22 protein-coding genes and 1 riboswitch are annotated in these 23064 nt (G+C 50.0%); of the genes, 11 read left to right on the top strand and 11 right to left on the bottom strand.

All coding sequences use genetic code 11. The features are described 5' to 3' along the window. Positions 1 to 39: 39 nt before the first annotated feature. The 3 genes from KWJ01_RS26555 to KWJ01_RS26545 all read right to left on the bottom strand — a co-directional run bounded on the left by KWJ01_RS26555 (position 40) and on the right by KWJ01_RS26545 (position 4840). Positions 40 to 1038 carry an SWFGD domain-containing protein gene (locus KWJ01_RS26555; RefSeq protein ID WP_225000170.1) on the bottom strand — a complete coding sequence of 333 codons (999 nt, stop codon included), beginning with the start codon at positions 1036 to 1038 and terminating at the stop codon, positions 40 to 42. A 270-nt stretch (positions 1039 to 1308) separates the two neighbouring features. Continuing rightward, positions 1309 to 3954, bottom strand: coding sequence for a hypothetical protein (locus KWJ01_RS26550; protein WP_225000169.1), 2646 nt, complete (start codon positions 3952 to 3954; stop codon positions 1309 to 1311). 280 nt (positions 3955 to 4234) lie between these two features. Beyond that, the gene (locus tag KWJ01_RS26545) at positions 4235 to 4840 is read right to left on the bottom strand and encodes a hypothetical protein (protein ID WP_225000168.1); all 606 of its coding nucleotides are present in this window, start codon (positions 4838 to 4840) and stop codon (positions 4235 to 4237) included. A gap of 256 nt (positions 4841 to 5096) precedes the next feature. Between KWJ01_RS26545 and KWJ01_RS26540 the strand changes: the two genes are divergently transcribed. Both KWJ01_RS26540 and KWJ01_RS26535 read left to right on the top strand, forming a co-directional pair. After that, the gene (locus KWJ01_RS26540) at positions 5097 to 5720 is read left to right on the top strand and encodes a hypothetical protein (protein ID WP_225000167.1); all 624 of its coding nucleotides are present in this window, start codon (positions 5097 to 5099) and stop codon (positions 5718 to 5720) included. A gap of 6 nt (positions 5721 to 5726) precedes the next feature. Then, entirely contained in the window at positions 5727 to 6455 is a 729-nt protein-coding gene (locus KWJ01_RS26535) for a DUF3891 family protein (protein WP_225000166.1), read from the top strand. Positions 6456 to 6566: 111 nt separating this feature from the next. On the opposite strand, the gene KWJ01_RS26530 is transcribed toward KWJ01_RS26535, so the two are convergent. Together KWJ01_RS26530 and KWJ01_RS26525 are read right to left on the bottom strand one after the other, a co-directional pair. Continuing rightward, on the bottom strand, positions 6567 to 7613 hold the full coding sequence (locus tag KWJ01_RS26530) for a hypothetical protein (RefSeq protein ID WP_225000165.1): 1047 nt from the start codon (positions 7611 to 7613) through the stop codon (positions 6567 to 6569). 180 nt (positions 7614 to 7793) lie between these two features. Next, positions 7794 to 8255, bottom strand: coding sequence for a DUF4268 domain-containing protein (locus KWJ01_RS26525; RefSeq protein WP_225000164.1), 462 nt, complete (start codon positions 8253 to 8255; stop codon positions 7794 to 7796). Positions 8256 to 8517: 262 nt separating this feature from the next. Beyond that, a riboswitch (TPP riboswitch) is annotated at positions 8518 to 8616 on the top strand. Positions 8617 to 8667: 51 nt separating this feature from the next. Between KWJ01_RS26525 and thiS the strand changes: the two genes are divergently transcribed. The 9 genes from thiS to KWJ01_RS26480 all read left to right on the top strand — a co-directional run bounded on the left by thiS (position 8668) and on the right by KWJ01_RS26480 (position 16416). Then, positions 8668 to 8871, top strand: coding sequence for a sulfur carrier protein ThiS (gene thiS / locus KWJ01_RS26520; protein WP_225000163.1), 204 nt, complete (start codon positions 8668 to 8670; stop codon positions 8869 to 8871). Positions 8872 to 8914: 43 nt separating this feature from the next. Continuing rightward, positions 8915 to 10783, top strand: a complete 1869-nt coding sequence (gene thiC, locus KWJ01_RS26515) for a phosphomethylpyrimidine synthase ThiC (protein ID WP_225000162.1) — start codon at positions 8915 to 8917, stop codon at positions 10781 to 10783. 38 nt (positions 10784 to 10821) lie between these two features. Next, a complete protein-coding gene (locus KWJ01_RS26510) occupies positions 10822 to 11418 on the top strand; it encodes a thiamine phosphate synthase (RefSeq protein ID WP_225000161.1) in 597 nt (198 codons plus the stop codon). Then, positions 11411 to 12151, top strand: a complete 741-nt coding sequence (locus KWJ01_RS26505) for a hydroxymethylpyrimidine/phosphomethylpyrimidine kinase (protein WP_225000160.1) — start codon at positions 11411 to 11413, stop codon at positions 12149 to 12151. The genes KWJ01_RS26510 and KWJ01_RS26505 overlap by 8 nt, the downstream gene beginning before the upstream one ends. Before the next feature lie 3 nt (positions 12152 to 12154). After that, positions 12155 to 12808 carry a thiamine phosphate synthase gene (locus tag KWJ01_RS26500; RefSeq protein WP_225000159.1) on the top strand — a complete coding sequence of 218 codons (654 nt, stop codon included), beginning with the start codon at positions 12155 to 12157 and terminating at the stop codon, positions 12806 to 12808. After that, positions 12789 to 13556 (top strand): thiazole synthase, encoded by a 768-nt coding sequence (locus tag KWJ01_RS26495; RefSeq protein WP_225000158.1) that lies wholly within the window; start codon positions 12789 to 12791, stop codon positions 13554 to 13556. Before KWJ01_RS26500 ends, KWJ01_RS26495 begins: the two co-directional genes overlap by 20 nt. Positions 13557 to 13714: 158 nt before the next feature. Continuing rightward, positions 13715 to 14824, top strand: coding sequence for a 2-iminoacetate synthase ThiH (gene thiH, locus KWJ01_RS26490; protein ID WP_225000157.1), 1110 nt, complete (start codon positions 13715 to 13717; stop codon positions 14822 to 14824). 101 nt (positions 14825 to 14925) lie between these two features. Continuing rightward, entirely contained in the window at positions 14926 to 15786 is an 861-nt protein-coding gene (locus KWJ01_RS26485) for a sigma-70 family RNA polymerase sigma factor (RefSeq protein ID WP_225000156.1), read from the top strand. A 45-nt stretch (positions 15787 to 15831) separates the two neighbouring features. Continuing rightward, on the top strand, positions 15832 to 16416 hold the full coding sequence (locus tag KWJ01_RS26480) for a carboxymuconolactone decarboxylase family protein (RefSeq protein WP_225000155.1): 585 nt from the start codon (positions 15832 to 15834) through the stop codon (positions 16414 to 16416). A gap of 55 nt (positions 16417 to 16471) precedes the next feature. Here the strand turns inward: KWJ01_RS26480 and moeB are convergent, their stop codons facing one another. The 6 genes from moeB to KWJ01_RS26450 all read right to left on the bottom strand — a co-directional run bounded on the left by moeB (position 16472) and on the right by KWJ01_RS26450 (position 22874). Beyond that, positions 16472 to 17623 (bottom strand): molybdopterin-synthase adenylyltransferase MoeB, encoded by a 1152-nt coding sequence (gene moeB, locus KWJ01_RS26475; RefSeq protein WP_225000154.1) that lies wholly within the window; start codon positions 17621 to 17623, stop codon positions 16472 to 16474. A 90-nt stretch (positions 17624 to 17713) separates the two neighbouring features. Continuing rightward, entirely contained in the window at positions 17714 to 18076 is a 363-nt protein-coding gene (locus KWJ01_RS26470; RefSeq protein ID WP_225000153.1) for a hypothetical protein, read from the bottom strand. Positions 18077 to 18255: 179 nt separating this feature from the next. Beyond that, on the bottom strand, positions 18256 to 19668 hold the full coding sequence (locus KWJ01_RS26465) for a carotenoid oxygenase family protein (RefSeq protein WP_225000152.1): 1413 nt from the start codon (positions 19666 to 19668) through the stop codon (positions 18256 to 18258). Positions 19669 to 20007: 339 nt separating this feature from the next. Then, positions 20008 to 21195, bottom strand: a complete 1188-nt coding sequence (gene nspC, locus KWJ01_RS26460) for a carboxynorspermidine decarboxylase (protein WP_225000151.1) — start codon at positions 21193 to 21195, stop codon at positions 20008 to 20010. A gap of 75 nt (positions 21196 to 21270) precedes the next feature. Then, on the bottom strand, positions 21271 to 21618 hold the full coding sequence (locus KWJ01_RS26455; RefSeq protein ID WP_225000150.1) for a four helix bundle protein: 348 nt from the start codon (positions 21616 to 21618) through the stop codon (positions 21271 to 21273). Positions 21619 to 21659: 41 nt separating this feature from the next. After that, on the bottom strand, positions 21660 to 22874 hold the full coding sequence (locus KWJ01_RS26450) for a saccharopine dehydrogenase family protein (protein WP_225000149.1): 1215 nt from the start codon (positions 22872 to 22874) through the stop codon (positions 21660 to 21662). Positions 22875 to 23064: the final 190 nt, after the last annotated feature.

The raw sequence follows: 23064 nt of genomic DNA, 5'->3' as shown, positions 1-23064 counted from the left end.
ATGTGCCCTTTTATCAGGGCTGCCATTAATTACTGATTATTAATAACGGTCTGGATCGTACCCACGGTTGTATCCGCCAAACTGCGAGCTGCGGTCATCTCGGAATCCGTCACGGTCGTTGTCGCGGTTTCTGTTATAGCTGTCGCTTCCCCAGCCACGAGTGCTGGTATTGCGGTCGCCCCAGCTACGGTCGCGGTTGCTGTAGTCGCGGTCATAACCACCCTGGTTCCTGCGGCGGTCATTGTCATCATCGCCAAACCAGGAGCGAACCTGATCGCCGGCTTTGTCAAAAAAGCCACGGTCGTTATCGCGGTCCCGGTTACGGTCATAACCTGATGATCCAAAGTGGCTTCCGCGGTCGCGATCATAATCACGGCCATAGCTGCTGCCGCCACCACTATAGTTGGTGCTGCCGCTACCGCCACCATATTCGCTACCATAAGTGCGGTAATCGCTGGTACCGCCACCATAGCTATTGCCCCTGTTTAAAGAGCCGGAACCATAGTTGCTGCTACCAGAACCATAACTGCTGCTACCGAAGTTACGGTCACTGCGGTCGCGGTCGTAACCACCTGTCATGCCACCACCAAAGTTGCTGGTACTACCATACATATTGGCTGATGAACCGTAGTTGCTGCGTCCGGAATCACGGTCAAAGTTGCTGCTGGATCCAAAGTCTCTGCCACCATTATAGGCGCTGCCCATACTGCTGTTATGGTAACCATCAGAACTTCTCATGTTACGGTCGCTGTCGCCCCAGCTGCGGTTGCTGTCACGATCACCCCAGCTGCGGTCGCGGCTGCTGTAGTCGCGGTCATAACCACCCTGGTTCCTGCGGCGGTCATTGTCATCATCGCCAAACCAGGAGCGAACCTGATCGCCGGCTTTATCAAAAAAGCCACGGTCGTTGTCACGGCCCCGGTTCATGTTATTGTCATAATCACGGTCGTAGCCACGGCTATAGTTAGTACCATAGGTACGGTCGCGGTCATAATTGTTATTATAATCTCTGTTTGAATAATCTCCTTCGTATCGCATAATTGTTAAAGTTTAGTTAAAAAATATATTAAAAAGTCAGCTGGCTGTGATAGCCTTGTTTAGCCGACAAAACTGCTTTTGCATTTTGAAAAAAGCATCCTGAATATTCAGGCACATTTCTGCAAAAGCGTGTGTACAGCTCATTCTATCTATAAAAAGAATTTTGCTGTCTCCCTATATAAACTACTGTTTACAGAGGAAAAGGTTATGTAGCAAAGACCAGCTCCTGATGAGCCAGCCTTTGCTTAACCCAGTATTTAGCTACTTATATTAGTAGCGGTCGCGGCCTTGTGAGCCACCATAGTTACGGTCGCGGTCGCGATCATCATCATCGCCGCCAAACCATGAACGCACGCGCTCACCTGCTTTTTCCAGGAAGCCACGGTCATCATCGCGGTTTCTGTCACGATCATAGTCACTATTGCGGCCATAGTTGCTACTGCCACCGTAATTTTGGTTGCGGTCGCCGCTATAGTTTGCATATTCTGTGTGCTGACTGCGGTATGTGCCAGATCCGGATCTGTCTTGTCCATAACCTGCACCCTGGTTACCACCGCCGCCATAGCTGCTGGCGCCGCCGTAGTTGCCGGAACCTGAGCCATAGCCACCTCCATAATTGCGGTCTCTGTCGGAGCTGTAGCTTGATCCGCTCTGGTTGCCAGAGCTCATACCACCGCCATAAGAGCTTAAGCTTCCGCCATAGCCACCGGTAGTACCGCCACCATAGCTGCTGCCCATATTGCGGTCGTTGTCACGATCAGAGTTGCCACCCCAGCTTGCAGAACCACTACCATAGCTGGAGCCTGAGCCACTACCATAGTTGCGGTTGCTGCCAAAATCGCGGTCGCGGTCGGTAGAACCACCGCCATAGCTACTGGAACCACCATAGCTGCCTGAGCCGCCTCTGTTAGACATGCCCATATCGCGGCTCGAATAGGAACCACCACCAAAGCCACTCTGGCCACTGGAGCCAAAGCCACCGCCATAATTACTAGTGCTGGAGCCATAGCCGCTGCTCATACTGCTTCCATAGCCGCCGGAGCTGCCCTGGCTGCCTCTGCCCCAATCGCCGCGATCGGAACCACCGCCGTAGCTGCCGGAATTACCATAGCCACCGGAGCTGCCCCTGTTAGACATGCCCATATCGCGGCCTTGTGAGCCACCATAGCCGCCCTGGCTGCTTGAGCCATAGTTTGAGCCTCCGTAGTTACCAGACCCGTAGCTGGAGTTGCCATAGTTCTGATCGCTGTCGGTACCACGGTAAGAGGTGCCGCCATAGCTTGCATCAGACATAAAGCCACCGCCTGAATTGCGGTCGCGGTCGTAATTTCCACCGCCACTGCTGGAGCCGTAGTTGGAGCTTCCGTAGTTGCCGGAGCCGTAGCTTGAGTTACCATAGTTACGGTCGCTGTCGGTACCACGCTCTAGGCTTCCGCCATAATTAGAGCCACCTCCATAATTGGAGCCGCCGCCGCTCATACCACTTGCACCGCCAAAGCCGCGGTTTCTGTCGCTACCGCTACCGCTGTAGCTGCCGGTATCATATCCAGAGCCGGAGCTGTAGCCACGATAACCTTCATTCTGGTTATCTCTGTCGTTTCTCATATTGCCTGAATTTTGGTTGGAAAACTGGTTCTGGTTACCAGACTGGTTTTGATCCCCAAACTGGCTGAATCCTGAGCTCCTGCCATATCCGCCAGACATTCCCTGGTTACTCATGTTACCCTGGTTACCCTGGCCATAAGAAGATCCCCAGCCCTGAGAGCTGCCTTGTTGTTCACGTTCCTGGTTTCGCCAGTTAGAGCCGTGGCTCTGGTTCCAGTCTGCACTTTGCCCGTAATTGTGGCCGCCCTGACCACCCTGGTTGCTTCCTGAGCTGTTGCCCTGGTTCCAGGTGTGGCTTCCCTGGTTTTGGTTGTAGCTGCCCATCTGGCCCTGGCTACCACGGTTCTGATCTCCGCCGTAGCCCTGCTGACCACCATAGCCAGACTGGCCATAGCTATTACCCATGCCAGACTGACCGCGGCCATAGTTACCGCTATCCCAGTTAGCGCCTGAGCTTCCCTGGCCACTGCCACTGTACTGGCTGGCAGAGCTGCCATAGCCAAAATTAGAGCCCTGGTTCTGAGAGCCACCCTGGTTGCGGTTGCTGCCCTCATTATAACCACCTTCACTTTGTCTGTAGCCCTGGCTCCAGTTACCACCCTGGTTTTGGTTACCCTGGTCAGATCCAAGCGTTCCGCTCATACCATAACCATAGCCTCTGTCGGCCCCTGAGCTGCCACCCAGAGCGTAGCTGCTGCTCTGGCCTCCCTGGTTCTGGTTATTACCCTGACCCCAGCTGCCAGAATTCTGGTCCTGGTTGCCCTGGTTAGAGCCGTAAGAAGATGAATAGGGATTTTGGCTTCCGGAACTGCCCCAGCTGCGTTCTCTGTCGGAGTCGTTGCCCCTGTTACTGTTGCTGCCAGACGCATCATTGTTCCTGTCGGAACTGCTTCCTATGCCAGTGGTGCCACCAGAACTGCTCATGCTTGTGTTGGTGCTGGAACCACCTATACTCCCGCTACTACTTTTTTTATCATTATCGCCTGTAGTAGAACCAGCATTGGTGCTGCCTGTGGTGGTAGAACCTGCCTGGGTACTTCCGCTGGCCGAGCTGCCTGAGCTTCTGTTATTGGAAGCAGCAGTTGCTGACTTAGAAGTACCACCTGTTTTACTTTTATCGGTGCTGCCACCAGCATTGCTGCTGCCTGTTGAGCTGCTGCCTGTTGAAGTGCTGCCCGTTGATGCAGTTACATCTGTTGATGATTTACCAGTAGCATTACCGGATTTGTTGCTGTCGTTAGTCGAAGTAGTGTCCGAATTTTTGTTTTGGTCCTGATCGGACTGCGACTCATTTTTGTCTTTCGTAGCCATAAAAATTTAATTTTCAATAATAAAAAGTTCTGTTTAATTGTCCTTTGAGCCCGGATATACCACCTACTCCTCTCTGCCACAGCCAACAGCCTCCATACAAAAGGAGTTGCGCCTGCTGCATTGCAGACAGGAATAAACAGGATCTGCAAGAGATGTAGAATCCCTGAATTGAAACCCTGTAGGACATATGGTGTACGCCCCGGTTCGTTTAGCAAAGCATTACATAGCATACCGCTTCCAGGAAGCAGTCAGTTAAGCAGCCTGCAGCAACTGTAATGGTTTACAAACCATTACAGTTGCTGCAGAGTGCTTTTTTTTCACTCTTAAGCTTTTGCAAGAGGTTACGCCCATACCTATGCACCACCTGTGGCTTTTTTTGCAACTCTGGCTTTGCATGTTGTTTGCAATACCAGTGTTTGAACAAAGTTATTCCACTTGGGCTGCTCATTGGTTGCGTTTGCCTGTTCGCCGCCACCCTCAAAGTGGGTGTGGATAGCGTACCTCCGGGATTGAGAAAGAGAAGAGGTGAGGAGCAAAAAGAATTATCTACTAAAGGAGAGAAAGCCTTGAATGTTTTGAAATGCCTGGCAGCCTTAGCATTCTTCGCTCGTGCAGCTGTCGGCAGTTTAGTTTTATTCACTGCCACATTTAAAAAGAAAAGCATTATTGGCTGAGTGCTGAAAGGAAAAGCCCGGGCGTTTGTTAAATAAGGGGCACTGAAAATCAGGTTAGCTACTTGAACGCTAAGATTCATCACTAAGGGCCGGCAACAGGATGCTTTGGCTGTGATGTCCTGTTGAAATACTGCATGTTCAGTTAGTAACAAAATAATGCCCACACTGCTACAGGAACAATCTACGGGCGCTTCAACACTGATCTTGTTCATGATCCCCTCTAAAATTTACCTCCTAAAAAATTTCAAACGATTGAAAAGCGCCTGCAAGGCCTACTTTTCTTTTGGAGGTACCTGTATAACAGGATCGGTCTGGCTTGGTTTTGAAAAGCCTGATTAATTTTATTTTAACTTTTTGTGCTTAAAAAATAGGCTTCATCTATATATAAATACGGTAAATAAGAAAAATCGTTATCTTTTTAAACATTCTCTCATCTATGTCTTTAAATAGAGACAAGCCTAATCTAATATGTCGATATTTAGTAATTCTGGTAATAAAGAGCATACAGGTCATGAGCCCCATCCATTTTTTAAAAGGGTAATTGACAGGCTCCCGCCAGGCCGTTTACTCTTATTGAGTGAATCTGCAAACCGTTATGCTGTTTATGCCGCTGAGGCAGGTTGGGAGGTGCATGCGGTAGGCTTTAGTGAAAATGATCAGGAAAAAACCCTTGCACTTGCCGATCAGGCACAAGAAAAGAATGTCACCTTCAGCCTCTACCAGCCTAACGCACCTCTTTGCCAGGGTTTGGAGTTTGATGCAGCTGTACTGATGTACGCCCAGCTCCCACCAGATACCAGGCGCAGCTTTCACCAGGCTGTGATCAATTGCCTTAAACCAGATGGAGGCAACCTTTACCTCCTGGCTTACAGCGAGAACCAGCCCAAAAACACTACGGCTTACCTGCCAGATATTCGTTATCGTGAGGCCGACCTGGTGGAAGACTTCAAAGGCCTGCAAATAGACCTGCTGCAGGAAAACGAAGAAACCCTTCCGGGAACAGATCAGAAAGTTTCGTTGATCCATCTTACGGCTGTTCGTAACACCGAGAACGATAGCAGCGATTCAGTAAGTTTTTCTGTGAAGGGCTAATCCTCTATGATAGTAAACAGTACCGAAAGTGGCTGGGAAATTATCTTTCAGCGGGCGCACGAGCTGCTGGCCGTGCAAATTGGCTGGCATTGGCAGGTAAAGCAGCGCCCCCGGCGCTGGCTGGAAACCCTTACCGCCATTGGCGACCACGATAACCAGCAGGATAAGTGGCAGCGTGCCGAACATCTTACCAAAGCAGGTGCTCCCATAGATTTCAGCCAGAAGGTTTTTTCACTGCAACAGGCCCGCAATGTGGTAAAGGTAGCCCAATACAAGAGCCGCTATGTGGCCCTGCTCATCAGCATGCATGTCAGTTATTTGTACGAGGGCCTCAGGGGAGACAACAAAGGGCTGGATGAGCTGCTGGATGAACAAAAGCAGCATCAGCAGAAGTGGCGAAAGTCTTTGAGCATGAGCAAACAGGAGGCAGAGGCCGCCTATCGCTTAATGCATTGGTGCGACCGTTGTTCCCTGATTCTGTGCAGACGCCAGCTGCCCGAAGATGAACGCCGGCTCGAGGTTTTTCAGGGCCCGGATAATGAAACCTACCATATCTGGCAGCGCAGCCAGGACAGCAGCCTGATAATAGAACCCTGGCCTTTTGAAGAAAACCAGTTTGAGGTTTGGGTAGAGGCCCGGCAGCTGGAACAGCTAAGCTTTGAAAATGACGAGGCCCTTGCCGATGCCCTTATGGCAGCCAAACCAGTTGAGCAGCGCTGGACCTTCAGGAAGTAAAACAACACCAGCACGTGCCTGAAAAGGCAAAAAATATCCCGGCAGAAAACCTTCCTCAGGAGGCTTTGGCCGGGATACATGAATATTGATTAAAATTCCTGTTCAGGAAACCTATTTTACTACATCTGTTTTGGCATCTGGTGCTACCACAACCTCATGAGGCTTGCCTACACCACCACCAACACCAGCTACTACAGCGCCCAAAAATAAAGCTACGAAGCTCCAGATAGCTGCTTTGGAGGCAGAGTCTGCAACCTGCTGTCCTTTTTGTTCCGCTTCTTGTTTTGCATTGGCTTTAAATTCTTTCCAGTTCTGCTTTGCCTGCTGATGCTTGCGCACCACTACATCGGCAACATTGTTGGCTTCCTGGCGGCTTAAGTTTGTTCTTTGTACTACCACATTCACCACATCCTGGCGGTCAATGTTCTCTACCAGCTGACCTCCCTGGAACATCACATTCTCTACAATACTGGTAAGCTCCTCATCAGAAACATAGGAAGTATTTTGCAGTGTCTGACGTGCATTCTGCGCAGTATTCTGGGCAGTTTGCTCAATTGAATCCGGCTGCAGTGCCGGATCGCCGGTTTGGCTAAGTACCTGCCTTACTTCGCGCTGAATTTCAGCGAAGCTGATAGAAGCCTGCTGATTAGAGTTCTGGTCCTGGTTGTTTCCACTATTTCCGCTAACTGCTTCAATGCCTGAACCGGCTGCAGAAATAGCCCCTGACATAATGCTGCCAACACCGCTTATAATGCTACCAATAGCCGTTGTAAGTATCCAGAAAGAAACCAGTGTATACAAACACCAGGCTAAAATACCATGCAGAGTACTGGCTGTTCTTAAAGGTACGCCAGCTAAACGGCCTGCTACATAACCACCGGCAAAAATGGCTATCAGGTTACTTACCACCCACCAGATGATGGCTCCTGTACCAAGCCCGGAAAAAGCATTGGATTCCTCTACAGGGTTTATTGAGCCCAGCCCAATACCAATGCCCAGCAGGTTCAGCAGCAACATTACAACAATAGCAACCAGTGCACCGGCAAAAATAGCACCCCAGGAAATGCGCCTGAAAAAGCCCATCCCTCTGTTTCCATAAGCTACATCTGCAGAGTAATAAGCAGAATCAGTTTCATAACGTGGTCTACGAGTATCCATAAAAAAATTATTTAGTAAAAAAATACCATCTTTCCTTCTCTACGGAACTCAAACCCGCAGGTTTAAAATATTATCTATTTATCTGGTTTTCAGGCTTAAATAAAGATACAAAACTGATTAAATTATAGAAAACAACAGGCAGAACGGTAATATCACAAACCCGGAAATATCCACTTCATCTTATTCAGCAAGCTCAATAAAGCCTTCCCTGAAATCGGCCCAGAAAGCATCAAAGCCAAGCAGGTATTTTTCGAAAAAAGGGAAAATCTGGTGCCAGTCATCCTGGCGGAAAAGACTCACCTCTTGCTGCTTCTGGTAAATTCTGCTGATGATGCGGCCGCTGGATAAGCTGTATTCCTCCTCCCAGTACAGGGGGCCGGTGTGGCTCTCCAGGGCTTTGCGGAACTCCACGAACTGATCAAAGAATAACTTTCTTACGCCCTCATCGGCCTGCTGCAGATCAATGGAGGCAACGGCTTCTTTTCCCGTAGCCTCTACCCGAAAGAAGATGCCCTTTACACCTGTGCGGTAATTGAGCCACTGCCTGGCTCCTTCTGCCTGCGGCTCATGCCTGCGCATATAGGTACCAAACAGGGTATAAAATCTTTCGTTCCAGGCTTTTGCTTCGTCTCGGGTAAACATACTAAAGTGATAATCTGCTAATTCTATAATGTAACGGAAGGCCCGGGGCGCATGGCTGCTACAACTAATGTAACGGGCCGCTATTGCGACAATAACTATCAGGCTGCAGCCAGTTTTTCCGGCTATCTACACACTACACACTTTGCAGCATTTGCAGGTTTATCGCTCCACCACAGTTCCTATGTACGCAACATAGCTTTTTAGTTAAAATTAAAAATAACTGCAATCGCTTTGTCTTCACCCCTAAAAATTTATAATATTGACAATACTTTAGGGGTGCCTCACTTGTGTGTGGCTGAGATTATACCCTCATAAACCTGATCCGGTTAGTACCGGCGTAGGAAAAAGTCCGCTACCATGCTGTGCGCATTCTGCGCTCCTGGTGCCTCCTAAAGTTATTAAACTTATCTATATGGAGGTACTGGTAAACAATCAAACAATCACCACACCGGCCAGCTGTACCATTAACAAGCTGTTGCCCCTGCTGGGTATTTCCGATACCCGTGGCATTGCCGTTGCCGTTAACGAGCAGGTAATAGCAAAAGCCAACTGGCTCACTTTTGAGCTTCTGCCAGAAGACAAAGTGATTCTCATCAAAGCTACCCAGGGCGGTTAAGCCTCTCCAGCTCCATTTTTACTCCCCCACTAAACCCATTTTTATGAAGAACGAAAAAACACCCCAGCAGGAAGTGATCAGCCGTGAGCCATTTCCCGAGTCACAAAAAATATATGTACCCGGAAGCCTCCACAATATACGTGTGGCCATGCGGGAGATTTCTCTGAGCGACACCCAGGAAAAATTCGGTGGTAAAAGAGAAAAGAATCCCTCCGTAACAGTATATGATACCAGCGGCCCCTATACCGATCCTGCCGTAGAAACCAATGTGCGCAAAGGACTGGACCCGCTGCGCCGCTCCTGGATACTGGAACGTGGCGATGTGGAAGAGCTACCGCAGATCTCCTCCCAGTATGGCAGGGCCCGCCAGGCCGATGCCAGCCTGGACCCGCTAAGGTTTGCCCACATCCAGCGCCCCCTTAGGGCCAAAGCTGGTAAAAACGTAAGCCAGATGCACTATGCCCGGCAGGGTATCATCACTCCCGAAATGGAGTATATCGCCATACGTGAAAACCAGCGGGCCGAAGAACAATTTTCTGCCCATAACAACCTGTGGCAGCAGCACAAAGGCCACAGCTTTGGCGCCAACACACCAAAAGGTTTTATCACGCCGGAGTTTGTACGGCAGGAGGTAGCCGCCGGCAGGGCCATCATCCCGGCCAACATCAACCACCCCGAAACAGAGCCTATGATCATTGGCCGCAATTTCCTGGTGAAGATCAATGCCAATATTGGCAACTCTGCCGTAGGCTCCAGCATAGAGGAAGAGGTAGAGAAAGCTGTGTGGGCCTGCCGCTGGGGAGCCGATACCATCATGGACCTCTCTACCGGTAAAAATATTCACGAAACGCGGGAGTGGATCATCCGCAACTCGCCCGTGCCCATTGGCACAGTACCCATTTACCAGGCGCTCGAGAAAGTAGGCGGCAAGGCCGAAGAGCTTAGCTGGGACCTCTTCCGCGATACACTCATAGAGCAGGCCGAGCAGGGGGTTGATTACTTTACCATTCATGCCGGCGTGCTGCTGCGCTATGTACCGCTAACAGCCAAAAGGCTCACCGGTATTGTATCGCGCGGGGGTTCTATCATGGCCAAATGGTGCCTGGCGCATCATAAGGAGAGCTTCCTCTATACGCACTTCGAGGAGATCTGCGAGATTATGAAGGCCTATGATGTAGCCTTCTCTTTAGGCGATGGCCTGCGCCCCGGCTCCCTGGCCGATGCCAACGACGAAGCTCAGTTTGCCGAGCTGGAAACCCTGGGCGAGCTCACCAAAATTGCCTGGAAGCACGATGTACAAACCATGATAGAAGGCCCCGGCCATGTGCCCATGCACATGATCAAGGAGAACATGGACAAGCAGCTGGCCCACTGCGGCGAGGCTCCTTTCTACACCCTGGGTCCGCTTACTACCGATATTGCACCCGGCTACGACCATATTACCTCTGCCATTGGCGCTGCAATGATTGGCTGGTTTGGCACGGCCATGCTCTGCTATGTAACACCAAAAGAGCACCTGGGCCTGCCCAATAAAAAGGATGTGAAAGACGGGGTAATTACTTATAAAATTGCCGCCCACGCCGCCGACCTCGCCAAGGGACATCCGGGTGTGCAGTACCGCGACAACGCCCTTAGCAAGGCCCGCTTCGAATTCCGCTGGGAAGACCAGTTTAACCTGGCCCTGGATCCGGATACGGCCCGGGAGTTTCACGACGAAACCCTGCCCGCCGAAGGTGCCAAAGTTGCCCACTTCTGCTCTATGTGCGGACCCCACTTCTGCTCCATGAAAATTACACAGGATGTGCGCAAATATGCCGAAGAGCAGGGGCTGGAAGAGGAAGCAGCCCTGCAGGAAGGCATGAAGCTAAAATCAGCAGAGTTTAAACAGGCAGGCTCCGAGCTGTACCTGTAGTGGTAAAAGCTGCAGCATGCATTTAGTGTATTATAAACATGCCTGATAATAATGCTTCTTCTTTTCGCCTGCTGGTGATAACACCGGAAAGGCCTTATGCACTGGAAACACAGTGGGTAAACAGGCTGTTTGCAAACGGTCTGGAAACCCTGCACCTGCGCAAAAAGGGCTGGAGTGAACAAGAGCTCCTTGCTTACCTGCATAAGGTAGAGGAGCGCTACCATCCGCACATCATGGTACATTATGCCGCACGCATGCCAGAGCTGGTGGAGGTAAAAGGGGTGCATTTTCAGCAACATACACTTCCGCATGTAAAGCCAGGCTACTGCGTTTCATGTCCTGTTCACTCCTGGGAGGAGTTCCTGGCACTGGCAGAGCAGGTTGATTATGCGCTGCTAAGCCCATTTTTCAACAGCATTTCCAAGCCTGGCTATGCTGCCCACCCGCAGTTGCAGCAGGTACCTGCTAATGCTCCGCTGAACAAGGTTGTGGCAATGGGGGGAATAGATGGTAGCACGATCAATACTGTGAGGCAACTGGGCATTGGCGGTGCTGCCGTTTTGGGCGCCATCTGGCAGGCAGCCGATCCGCTGGCGGCATTTTTAGAGATTCAAGAAAGGGTAAACAATGCCTGAAAGAAAATACGTGTGTAGCATTGCCGGTTTCGACCCTTCTGCCGGAGCAGGCGTAACAGCAGATCTCAAAACCTTTGAAATGCTCAAAGTGTATGGCTTTGGCATTCTCTCCGCCACCACCTGGCAAAACGACGAAAAGGTGGCGCGCGTGCAGTGGCTATCGAGCACCGACATACTGGAGCAGCTGGCTATGCTGGTGCCTAAGTTCAGAGTCGACTACTATAAGATCGGCATCATTGAAAATATGGAGCGCCTCCTGCAGCTTACCGGTTACATCAAGCACGCCAATCCGCGGGCTACCATTATCTGGGACCCGGTATTGAAGGCTTCTGACAACTTTCCCTTTTTTGGGGGTTCCGCAGACTGGATACGGCTAAAGGGAAAGGTTGACTGGCTTACACCCAACCTGCCTGAGTTTGATCTCCTGATTGGCTCCAACGAAAAAGCCATACAGCTTTCTCAGCACTTTACCATCCTGAAAAAGGGAGGCCATGCACAGGAACACAAGGGCAGGGATTTGCTCTTTTATAAAGGCTACCAGCATGTACTGGACCCGGAGGCTACAAAAGGAATTCCCAGTTCCAAGCATGGCTCTGGCTGTGTACTGGCGGCTGCCATCTGTGCTAACCTGGCTAAAGGGGCCTCGCCCATTGAGGCCTGCCAGCTGGGCAAGCGCTACATCGAAAAATTTTTAAGCTCCCATCCCAGCTTGCTGGGGTGGCATAATACATAACCTATGATAGAGAAACTACAGTTTATATCGCAGGAAAATGCGCAGCACACCCACCTGCAGGGCATAGAAGCTGCCTGCCAGGCTGGTGTAAAGTGGGTGCAGCTACGGGTGAAAAACAAACCACTCGCCGAAGTAAAAAGACTTGCGGAAGATGCCAAAAGCATTTGCCTGCAGTGGGGTGCCCGGCTCATCATCAACGACTATCCCCAGATTGCGCAGGAGGTTGGTGCCGATGGATTTCACCTGGGCAAAAAAGATATGCCTATTCAGCAGGCACAAAGGTTTGCTGAAAATATGATCATCGGGCAAACGGCCAATACCTTTGAGGATATCAGGCAGCACTGGCAAAACGGTGCCAATTATGTAGGAGCAGGCCCCTTTGCCTTTACCACCACCAAGCAAAAGCTAAGCCCCATTTTAGGGCTGGAGGGCTACCGGCAACTTATGCAGCAATGCAGGAGGGCAGGCATTACCATTCCGGTAATTGCCATTGGCGGCATTGGGCTCAGTGATATTCCGGCCATTATGCAGACTGGCGTACATGGCATTGCTGTTTCTTCGCTTATTGCCGGCGCCGAAAATATGCGCTTTACAGTAGCCAGCATTCTGCAACTCCTGGAAAACTCAACAACAGAACATGCTTACGATCGCCAATAAAACCTTCAGCTCCCGGCTCTTTACGGGTACCGGAAAATTCTCTTCTGCCCCCCTGATGGAAGAAGCACTAGTGGCAAGCGGCAGCGAACTGGTAACCGTTGCCCTCAAGCGTGTAGATGCCTATGATGCGCAGGATAATATTCTGCGGCACCTGAAGCACCCACAGTTTAACCTGCTGCCCAATACCTCGGGTGTGCGAACAGCCAAAGAAGCTGTTTTTGCAGCACAGCTGGCCCGAGAGGCGCTGGAGACCCATTGGCTTAAGCTGGAGATACACCCCGATCCGCGCTACCTGCTGCCCGACCCCATCGAAACCCTGCAGGCAGCCGAACAGCTGGTGAAGCTGGGTTTTGTGGTGCTGCCCTACATTCATGCCGATCCGGTGCTTTGCAAACGGCTGGAGGAGGTAGGTGTAGCAGCCGTAATGCCACTGGGCTCTCCCATAGGCAGCAACAAGGGGCTCAAAACTCAGGACTTCCTGCAAATCATCATTGAGCAAAGCAGGGTACCCGTGGTGGTAGATGCCGGCATAGGCGCTCCCTCAGATGCCGCCAAAGCCCTGGAAATGGGCGCCGATGCCGTACTGGTAAACACAGCCATTGCCGTATCGCAAGACCCGCTACGCATGGCAAAAGCCTTTAGGCTGGCCGTAGAAGCCGGCCGTATGGCCTACGAAGCCAGGCTGGCCCCTGAAAGCACCGCCGCCGAAGCCAGTAGTCCATTTACAGCCTTTTTGGATGAGGGCTGAAAGTTATGAGGTAGAAGTACACTAGTACACTGCTAACTATCATGAAATCCATTTCTGATTTTCTATACATCACCTGGAAGCTTTTGCTTTTATAGCCTCTTTGCTACACCAGCACCTCATACCTAAACTCCACACCTTATACCCAATAACCACCTGCCATGACCTTTCAAGATACCTTCTCCAGCCACTCCTGGGATAGCGTAAAAAGCAGCATTTACAGCAAAACAGCAGATGATGTGGTGCGGGCACTGAACAGGGAAAAGCGGGACTTGGAGGATTTTAAAGCCCTTATATCGCCGGCTGCAGCTCCTTACCTGGAGCAAATGGCCCGGCTTAGCCATGCCCTTACCCGCAAGCGTTTTGGCAATACCATGCAGCTGTACATACCACTCTACCTCTCTAACGAGTGCCAGAACATCTGCACCTACTGCGGCTTTAGCTTTACCAATAAGCTGCCCCGCCGCACGCTCACCGATGCAGAAATTCTGCAGGAAGTAGCCGCCATCAAAGCCCTGGGTTACGAGCATGTGCTGCTGGTAACCGGCGAGGCTAACCAGACAGTAGGGGTGCCTTATTTCAAGCGGGTGCTGGCGCTTATCCGCCCCCACTTTTCGCATATTTCTATGGAGGTGCAGCCGCTGGACCAGGAGGAGTATCAGGAGCTGGTACCGCTGGGCCTGAATACCGTGCTGGTGTACCAGGAAACCTACCACCAGGAAGATTATAAAAAGCATCACCCGCGGGGTAAAAAATCGAACTTCCAGTACCGGCTGGAAACCCCCGACCGCCTGGGCAGGGCAGGCGTGCATAAAATTGGGCTGGGGGTGCTCATTGGCCTGGAAGACTGGCGCACCGACTGCTTTTTCACTGCCCTGCACCTGAACTATTTAGAGAAAAGGTACTGGAAAACAAAATTTTCCATCTCCTTTCCAAGGCTGCGTCCCTTCTCGGGCGGCCTGGCTCCCAAAGTTGAAATGACAGATCGGGAGCTGGTGCAGCTGATCTGTGCCTACCGGATCTTGAATGAAGATGTGGAACTCTCGCTTTCTACCCGGGAAACTCCTAAATTCCGCAATAATGTGCTGAAGCTGGGCATTACCTCCATGAGTGCCGGCTCCAGGACCAATCCCGGTGGCTATGCTGTTGAGCCACAATCGCTGGAGCAGTTTGAGATCAGCGACGAGCGCAGCCCAAAGGAAATAGCAGCCCTCATCAGGGAACAGGGTTATGAACCGGTTTGGAAAGACTGGGATAGGGTATTTACATAATTGAGCCAGGAATCAGGAGCCAAGACCATATAAGTACTACCGCCTCTGCCTGCAGCAGCTAAGCCTGGCTCCTGATCTTTAATTCCTGATTTTTATTTTTTATGGAAGAAGCCTATACCAAGTACAGAGCCTATCTTTTTTCGGTCGCCTACAACATCCTGGGAGAGATTCAGGAGGCCGAAGACCTGGTGCAGGATACTTTTGAGGTGGTGCTTGGCAAAGAGGTGAGCGGAATCAAAAACCCCAAAGCTTACTTAACCCGCATTGTTGCCAATAAATCAATAGACCGTCTACAGGTTCTAAAAAAGCAGCGTGAGGCTTATCCCGGCACCTGGCTGCCGGAACCGCTGATTACGTTTACAGATGCTGTGCCGGAAGGAGTGCCGCAGGAAGGCATTTTAGCCTATGAAGTGCTCTATGCCCTTGATCAGCTCAACCCAACCGAACGGGCTGCTTTTGTCTTGCGAACAGCTTTCGACTATCCCTACCAGGAGTTATCACTCATCTGCAATACTACGGAAGTAAACTGCCGGCAACTGGTGCGGCGTGCCAAGCAGAAAGTTTCGCAGGGAGTTAAAACTCCTGCATCCGGCGCAACAGAAGACCAAAGCCTGCAGCAGCTGATCAATACTTTTTTACAGGCTTGCGCAGCCGGCAATCCGGAAAAGCTGGCCCAATTCTTAAAACAGGATGTTGCACTTTATTCCGATGGGGGTGGTAAGGTGGCTGCTGCACTCAACATCTTAAGGGGGCATGGGGTGGTAAGCAAGTTTTTGGTTGGTGTTACCGGTAAAAAGCTGGAGCAGCAGTTAGGCATCCGGCAGGTACTGGTCAACGGGCGTCCGGCTGTTATCTTACTGGTAAACGGGCAAACAGATAGTGTGCTTTATCTTCAGGCTGATGGCAGCCAACTGTCGCAGATTTTCTTTGTCCGCAATCCGGATAAAATTATTCTGAAATAGGCTGTCACAAACAGCGACTAATCCGGACATAAGGAAAAAACCGCTATGACTGCACGATTAAGCCCTATCGAAAATCCTGAGAGCCCGCTCATGAAGCTGGCCTACTGGTTCACCAAAAAGATGTTTGGCAAGGTAATCAGCCCCCTCAAACTGATTCATGCTCGCCTGCCTTTTAGCTTTTTAAACTGGTCCAGAAAGATACAGTCCCTGGAAAAACAGCTGGCCATTCCCCCCGACCTGGCACTGCTGGTTAAAATTCATGTAGCGCAGCTTAACGGCTGCGGCTTTTGCATAGATATTGCCAAAGCACAGGCCATAGGTAAATTTGACCGGCAGGAACGCTTCTTTAGCGTAAACAGCTTTGAGGAATCGCCGCTTTTTTCCAGGCAGGAACAGCTGGCCCTCCGTTTTGCCACTGAATTAACCCGGCACAAGCAGGTAAGTGATGAAACCTATGGCCGCTGCCAGGAACATTTCTCCGACAAGGCCCTTATCAGCATTGCCTGGGTGGTGGCGGTAGAACATTACTATAACATTCTCAATGGTGCCTTTGCAATAGAGTCTGATGGTTTATGTACGCTTCCGGAACAGCAACACAGCAGCAAACCATTCAAAGGGCAGCTACAGTAGAAAGCAATAGATCTTAACTGGCGCTGGTAGCATTATGGTAGCAGCGCCACTTTTTTTACCCCACAATCATGTCTTCATCCACCTCCTGCGCCCAGGCCAGAATACCGCCTTTCAGGTTGTAGAGATTCTGATAGCCCTGCTCCTGTAAGAGCTTAATGGCCTGGGCACTTCGCTGGCCACCGCGGCAATGGAGCACTACTTTCTTACACCTGGCAACTTTATCCAGCTGTTTTTCTAGGCTCTTTAACGGAATTAGCTCTCCTCCAATATTAGCATCTTCCCATTCATGCGGCTCGCGCACATCAATCAGCTGAAAATCTTCCCCGGCATCCAGCATGGCTTTCAAGTCTGTAGCACTTATTTCCTGCAGTGGCTGCTCCTGCCTGCCTACTCCACAAAAAGCCTCGTAGTCGATGAGGGAGTGGATGGTGGGGTTTTCGCCGGTGAGCGGGTTTTGTGGATCTTTGGCAACCTTTAAAGTGCGGGTACTAAAGCTTAGGGCATCGTAGAGGAACAACCTGCCTGAAAGGGTTTCGCCAATGCCGGTAATTACCTTGATCACCTCGTTAGCCTGTATTGTACCCAGTAACCCGGGTAACACTCCTAACACGCCCCCTTCGGCACAACTGGGCACCATGTGGGGCAGGGGAGGGTGGGGGAAAAGGTCTCGGTAATTGGGACCTCGGCTGCCATCGGGGTAGTGGTAGTTGAACACGGAGGCCTGTCCATCGAACTGGAAAATGGAGGCATAAACCAGGGGCTTGTCCAGCAGCACGCAGGCATCGTTTACCAGGTAGCGGGTAGGGAAGTTATCGGTACCATCAGCCACCACATCATAAGCTTTTATAATCTGCAGAGCATTTTCAGAAGTAATCCTGGTGTTATGCGTAATAAAGGTAACATTAGGATTTAGCCCTTGCAGACGCTTTTTGGCAGCCTCAACTTTGGGAGTGCCAACATCTTCTACCGTGTACAGCACCTGCCGCTGCAGATTGCTTCTGTCTACCACATCAAAATCAAGCAGCCCAATAGTACCTACGCCCGCAGCAGCCAGGTACAACAGCAGCGGACAGCCCAAACCGCCGGTGCCTACCACCAGCACCTTTGCTTCCTTCAGCTTACGCTGCCCTTCGTGCCCGAACTGGGGCAGGATGAGGTGCCGGTTGTAGCGCTGAAGTTCTTCCGGGGTAAAGGGGCTGTTACTCATGATAATATTTTTTGATAACTGCTCCTGTAAAAATAACAAGAACAGCCTTAACCAGCATACCAGGAGAATGTCTATAATCTGCAGATGTGCTTATTCGCCTGCAAAGCGGTAGCGGATACCAAAGCTGCCCCTTAAGACTGACCGTCCTTCAATTACTATGATAGGGGCTACCTCCAGGTGAAAGCCAAAGTTCTTTCTTTCAAATGGAAACAGGTTCAAACCAACGGGGAGTATTGGCCCCCGAAATGTATTATCCCTGTACCCCAAACCAGCATAAAACTCATAGTCAGGCTTGTTGATAAACTGATAGGTAAGCACCAGTTCAGGTGAAAAATTATTAATAACCAAATCCGTACCAATACGAAGCTCAGGCATTAGCCGCTCATTGATTTCATAACCGATGGAAACAAACGGAAGATTAGACTGATGATAACCTACACTCAATTGTGCCATAGCAGCTGTTGTCACAGTCAAAAAAAGTACAGTAGCAAAGAAAAATTTCAGCATTTGAAAAGAAACAGATGTTAAAAAGCTAAATGTAACAATGTATAGCTGTGCCGCAAAAAAAAGCTGCATGTGCAGGCCACATGCAGCTAACATTTAAAGCAATGGTAATAGCAGCATCAGAATGCTCAGGAGTTCAAAGCAAAGAACTGTCCGTGAAAGCCAAAAGTAATATGCTGCGGCACTTCGGTCCTGGCCAGTTCCTGCAGGTTCTGTGCATTTAAAATGAGGAGGAATGAGGTACCTTTGCGTGCATTGAGTACCACACTCAAAATAACGCCATCATCTTCTGATGCACCGGAAGGCCGTGGTACAAAAACCGGCTCTCCGGGATAGCAACCCTCTTCCTGCCAGATAGTTTCCGCCCCTGTATTAACATCTATTTTTGCCAGGGCATCAAGGAAATTACCAGGCTCAAGATTGGCTGCGGCATAAACGTACTGGTAGGGCTTTGTATTGATGCTCTCATAGTTGGTGCGCGGCAACTCCACCGGAAGCTCAGTGAGCAGCTTTTTCTCAATCGTATTATCGAAGGTTGAAATGGTGTACCGCCACAACTGACCTGCCGCCAATGAAGGATTGTTTGCCCTAAGCTCATCCAGGTACAGAAAACTAACGATAGAGGCATCTTCATAAGTAATCAGGTCGAAAACGATCTCCCCATCCTGTTCAAATGCGTTGGCATGATGAAAACAGAAGAATGCATCTGTTTTAATGGTACTTACCTCACCGGAATTTTTATGAACCAGGTGAATGATGGTGCCCCTGTCTTCCTTCCACTTAAACTTTTCTATAAAAGGCTTGTCTTTGAACCTGAATTCCAGCGGTGTTGCCACCAGTGGGTTTTCCAGGAAGACAACATAGTTCTCAGTCATCCCAAAACTGTGGATGTAGGCAAATTCTTTGGTGGGTATTGAGGCAATGAGCCTTCGTTCCTTGCTATCTGCCGGAGCCTCATATATGTGGTAGAAACTTTTGTAAGCTATTTCTGTCAGGTAACTGTAAATGTTCCCCTCGTTATCCATGTGTGGATGGACCGGCGTAAGCTGTCCCCGTAGTTTATCCTCAAACCGATAGTTGCCCCTTGTTTCCAGGGTATCCAGATCAAATATTTTCGGGTTAGGCGTTTCCGTACAGGAAGTCACTTCTTCGCCATATTTGATAATGTTCACACAGCCATTGTCGGTAGGAGTAGGGCCTTTAAAGAAGGAAAAAACCTTTTGAAAAAGATCCCGGCAGGGGTCGGTGCCAAACTCACCATGGGCGATCCTGCCTTTCTTCAGGGCCTTCTTGTATACCTCGGATTCCAAAAATTTGCAGGAATAAGTTGCCTCCTGATCCTTAATTTCAAACTTGTGCAGCATCGCCAAACCATCGAACCAATGCTTATACTTATCCCTCCCCACCTCAAATTTAGAGGGTGCTGTTCTGATCAGCGTACCCTGTAGCCACCCGGGTATGGCACCAGTAATTTTAAGCTTTACGTCTGAACATTCGTTGTTCTGACTTTTGAAGCCATAGCTGTAATTTGGGTTTTCCATGCTTCCTTATAGATGAGCCTTCCTTAAAAACAATATAAGAACTTTATCATTGTTTAAGACTTGAGGTACAGCTGTTTATTATGTTTTGAAGACACACTTACTATGTCTCCGGCAGACATCACGCCAATGGCAGGCAGTAACTTTTATTATACAGATCTTTAATATGTTTACTGCTCAACCGCTACCTGCCGCATTGTTTTAATACAACCATACCGGAAGGTGCAGTTTACAGGATTCACTGTGTATTAAAACCACCTGATGTGAATTTTGCTGTTTAAACCTTTAATAAAAAAAGGAGCCTTTCGGGCTCCTTCATATCAAATGATCATTATCTCCTAATCAGCTTAACCTGCCCTTGTAGCTTTCGTAGCCAAAGCTTTTTACCAGCTTAAAAGAGTTATCTTCTTTCCAGATGCCGATAGAGGGGAGCTGTACGCCATTGAAGTTGGTGGTTTTTACCATAGTGTAATGGATCATGTCGTTAAAGATCAGCGGGTCACCAATCTGTGGCTCCTTTTCAAACTGGTAATCGCCAACAAAGTCGCCTGCCAGGCAAGTACCACCACCTACGCGCCAGGAGCCGTCTTTTTCATCGGTGCGGCCATTTGATTGAACATCACCAGCTCCATGTATCTTCGGCTTATAAGGCATTTCAATACAATCGGGCATGTGCGCGCTTACAGAAGCATCCATTACAATTACGTTGATTCCCTGGGAATCTATGATATCGAGCACCTTGGCGCGCAGGTAACCAGTTTGCCAGCCTACCGCCTCGCCAGGCTCCAGGATCACATGCACATCGTACTTCTCTTTGATGTACCTGATAAGCTTAATGAGACGGTCAATGTCATAATCATCACGCGTAATGTGATGCCCGCCACCCAGGTTAAGCCATTTTGCCTGATGCAACAGCGGACCAAAGCGATCTTCCACTGCTTTGAAGGTACGCTCCAGTGCATCGGCATTGTTCTCACACAGGGTATGGAAATGCACACCCTCCATGCCCTCGGGCAGCTTATCGCCAATATGATTGGCCGTAGTGCCCAGGCGTGAGCCGGGAATGCAGGGGTTGTACAGCTCTACCTCTACCTCTGAGTACTGCGGATTAACCCGAATGCCGCAGCTGATACCAGCCGCCAGTGCCCGTTCCTTGTACTGGTTCCACTGGTTGAGGCTGTTGAATACAATATGGCTGCAGATCTGCTCCAGCTCGGGCCAGTCTTCTTCACGGTAGGCCGGTGCTGTGAGGTGGGCTTTTACACCCATCTCTTCCCAAATAAGTTTAGCCTCGTGCAGTGAAGAGGCGGTGCCGCCCGGCAGGTATTCCCGCACCAGCGGAAAGGTGCTCCACATGGCAAAGCCTTTCAGGGCACAGATGATCTCGCAACCGGTCTCATCCATCACATGCCTAAGCACCTGCAAATTATACCGCAGCAGCCGCTCCTCCAGCACAAAGCAGGGGGAAGGGGTGGTATCGAATCGTACCGTTGGCGTTTTGTCTATGGGGAATTTTTCGCTTGTAGTCATTTCAGGAATTGAGTCAAGAATCAGGAATCAAGAAACAGGACCACCCCGGTAAAATGCCGCTGCAGTCCCAATTGTTTATTCTAGCTTTTTAATCAGGTTATGGATCATCTTCTGCAGCTGATTCGTCTTATCAACGATAGATGTATCGTTAGCCGATGAGTAGCCAAGACGCACTGCTAGTAAAAGTTGCGTTTCAACTTCAAAGGCAGAGCCTAGGGCCATATTTAAAAATCTAACAAAATCTTTATCAGAACCTCTACCCGATCCTTCAGCTATATTACTAACTATAGAAACAGCACTTCTCCTGATCTGTGAAACTAAACCAAACTTTTCTTCAGCAGGAAAATTTGCCGACAACAGGTATATTTTTTCTGCCTGCTCCATTGCCAGCTGCCACACCTGAAGGTTCTTGTAGTTGTGCATTCAGTCTTGATTCCTGATTCTTGACTCCTGATTCAAATTGATTAATTTGGATATTCATGCGGCAGCTCTACGCCCTCTTTCTCATGCCAGGGCAGGCCGTGCTTGTTCATCATGTCCAGGAACGGATCGGGATCCAGCTGCTCTACGTTGTACACGCCGGGCTTCATCCAGGTGCCTTTCAGCATCAGGGCGGCGCCAATCATGGCTGGTACGCCGGTGGTATAGCTTACGCCCTGGGCGCCGGTTTCTTTGTAGGCTGCCTCATGGCTGCAGTTGTTCCAGATAAAGTAGGTTTTATCTTTACCCCCCTTGATACCTTTGATCTGGCAGCCAATAGAGGTTTCGCCGGTATAGTTTTCACCTAACTCATCGGGTGCAGGCAGTACTGCTTTCAGGAACTCCAGCGGAATAACATCCATACCCTGGAATTTGATTGGCTGAATGCTGGTCATGCCTACGTTTTGCAGCACCTGCAGGTGGGTGATGTACTGCTGGCCAAAGGTCATCCAGAAGCGGGCGCGCTTGATGGTCGGAAAGTGCTTCACCAGCGACTCCAGCTCTTCGTGGAACAGGAGGTAGCTCTCCTTCGGACCAATGCCTGGATAGTCTATAGGCTTGTGAATGCTCATGGGGTCAATCTCCACCCACTGTCCGTTTTCCCAGTACTTGCCTTTCTGGGTAATTTCACGGATGTTAATCTCCGGGTTAAAGTTGGTAGCAAAAGCTTTGCCATGGCTGCCGGCATTACAGTCTACAATATCGAGGTAATGGATTTCGTCGAAGTGATGTTTGGCGGCATGAGCCGTGAAAGCCTGGGTGGCACCGGGGTCGAAACCGCAGCCCAGCAGCGCCATCAGCCCTTTTTGCTTAAAGCGGTCCTGGTAGGCCCACTGCCAGCTGTATTCAAATTTGGCTTCTTCTTTAGGCTCATAGTTGGCAGTATCGAGGTAGTGCACCCCGTACTCCAGGCAGGCATCCATAATGGGCAGGTCCTGGTAAGGCAGCGCCACGTTTACCACCAGGTCGGGCTTATAGCTGTTGAACAGCTTTACCAGCGCCTGTACATCGTCGGCATCTACCTGTGCGGTTTTTATTTTAACGCCAAAGCGCTTTTCGGTATCCTGTGCTATGCGTTCTACTTTAGACAGCGTACGGCTGGCCAGCATAATTTCTGTAAAAACTTCGGGTAGCTGCGCGCATTTCTTCACCACAACGGTGCCAACGCCACCAGCTCCGATAATAAGTACTTTTCCCATCCTGATGCGAGTTTAAGTCTTTAAGTATAAAAAGCAGATCTAAAAATTGTTGGGCAATATTAGGAAAAATTAGTGAGAAGGAAGAGGTGAAGAGTCAGGACTCAGGAATCAGGAGCCAGGATTTGCGCCGGCAGATGTTCAAAACTTGTATAGAAGCAAGCTGTATTTTAAATTGATGACGTGACGGCTG

Source organism: Cesiribacter sp. SM1, assembly GCF_020178975.1.
Lineage (GTDB): Bacteria > Bacteroidota > Bacteroidia > Cytophagales > Cyclobacteriaceae > Cesiribacter.
The sequence above is the reverse complement of the archived record's forward strand: the minus strand, read 5'-3'. Positions and strand labels throughout refer to the sequence as shown.

Bases quoted from the DNA above. Each gene is read 5' to 3' on its own strand.
- KWJ01_RS26540 (WP_225000167.1), top strand. From the start codon at position 5,097: ATGTCGATATTTAGTAATTCTGGTAATAAAGAGCATACAGGTCATGAG.
- KWJ01_RS26485 (WP_225000156.1), top strand. From the start codon at position 14,926: ATGGAAGAAGCCTATACCAAGTACAGAGCCTATCTTTTTTCGGTCGCC.
- KWJ01_RS26465 (WP_225000152.1), bottom strand. From the start codon at position 19,668: ATGGAAAACCCAAATTACAGCTATGGCTTCAAAAGTCAGAACAACGAA.
- thiS (WP_225000163.1), top strand. From the start codon at position 8,668: ATGGAGGTACTGGTAAACAATCAAACAATCACCACACCGGCCAGCTGT.
- KWJ01_RS26480 (WP_225000155.1), top strand. From the start codon at position 15,832: ATGACTGCACGATTAAGCCCTATCGAAAATCCTGAGAGCCCGCTCATG.
- KWJ01_RS26535 (WP_225000166.1), top strand. From the start codon at position 5,727: ATGATAGTAAACAGTACCGAAAGTGGCTGGGAAATTATCTTTCAGCGG.
- KWJ01_RS26550 (WP_225000169.1), bottom strand. From the start codon at position 3,954: ATGGCTACGAAAGACAAAAATGAGTCGCAGTCCGATCAGGACCAAAAC.
- KWJ01_RS26510 (WP_225000161.1), top strand. From the start codon at position 10,822: ATGCCTGATAATAATGCTTCTTCTTTTCGCCTGCTGGTGATAACACCG.
- KWJ01_RS26525 (WP_225000164.1), bottom strand. From the start codon at position 8,255: ATGTTTACCCGAGACGAAGCAAAAGCCTGGAACGAAAGATTTTATACC.
- nspC (WP_225000151.1), bottom strand. From the start codon at position 21,195: ATGACTACAAGCGAAAAATTCCCCATAGACAAAACGCCAACGGTACGA.
- KWJ01_RS26450 (WP_225000149.1), bottom strand. From the start codon at position 22,874: ATGGGAAAAGTACTTATTATCGGAGCTGGTGGCGTTGGCACCGTTGTG.
- KWJ01_RS26545 (WP_225000168.1), bottom strand. From the start codon at position 4,840: ATGAACAAGATCAGTGTTGAAGCGCCCGTAGATTGTTCCTGTAGCAGT.
- KWJ01_RS26455 (WP_225000150.1), bottom strand. From the start codon at position 21,618: ATGCACAACTACAAGAACCTTCAGGTGTGGCAGCTGGCAATGGAGCAG.
- KWJ01_RS26555 (WP_225000170.1), bottom strand. From the start codon at position 1,038: ATGCGATACGAAGGAGATTATTCAAACAGAGATTATAATAACAATTAT.
- moeB (WP_225000154.1), bottom strand. From the start codon at position 17,623: ATGAGTAACAGCCCCTTTACCCCGGAAGAACTTCAGCGCTACAACCGG.
- KWJ01_RS26500 (WP_225000159.1), top strand. From the start codon at position 12,155: ATGATAGAGAAACTACAGTTTATATCGCAGGAAAATGCGCAGCACACC.
- KWJ01_RS26470 (WP_225000153.1), bottom strand. From the start codon at position 18,076: ATGGCACAATTGAGTGTAGGTTATCATCAGTCTAATCTTCCGTTTGTT.
- thiH (WP_225000157.1), top strand. From the start codon at position 13,715: ATGACCTTTCAAGATACCTTCTCCAGCCACTCCTGGGATAGCGTAAAA.
- KWJ01_RS26495 (WP_225000158.1), top strand. From the start codon at position 12,789: ATGCTTACGATCGCCAATAAAACCTTCAGCTCCCGGCTCTTTACGGGT.
- KWJ01_RS26530 (WP_225000165.1), bottom strand. From the start codon at position 7,613: ATGGATACTCGTAGACCACGTTATGAAACTGATTCTGCTTATTACTCT.
- KWJ01_RS26505 (WP_225000160.1), top strand. From the start codon at position 11,411: ATGCCTGAAAGAAAATACGTGTGTAGCATTGCCGGTTTCGACCCTTCT.
- thiC (WP_225000162.1), top strand. From the start codon at position 8,915: ATGAAGAACGAAAAAACACCCCAGCAGGAAGTGATCAGCCGTGAGCCA.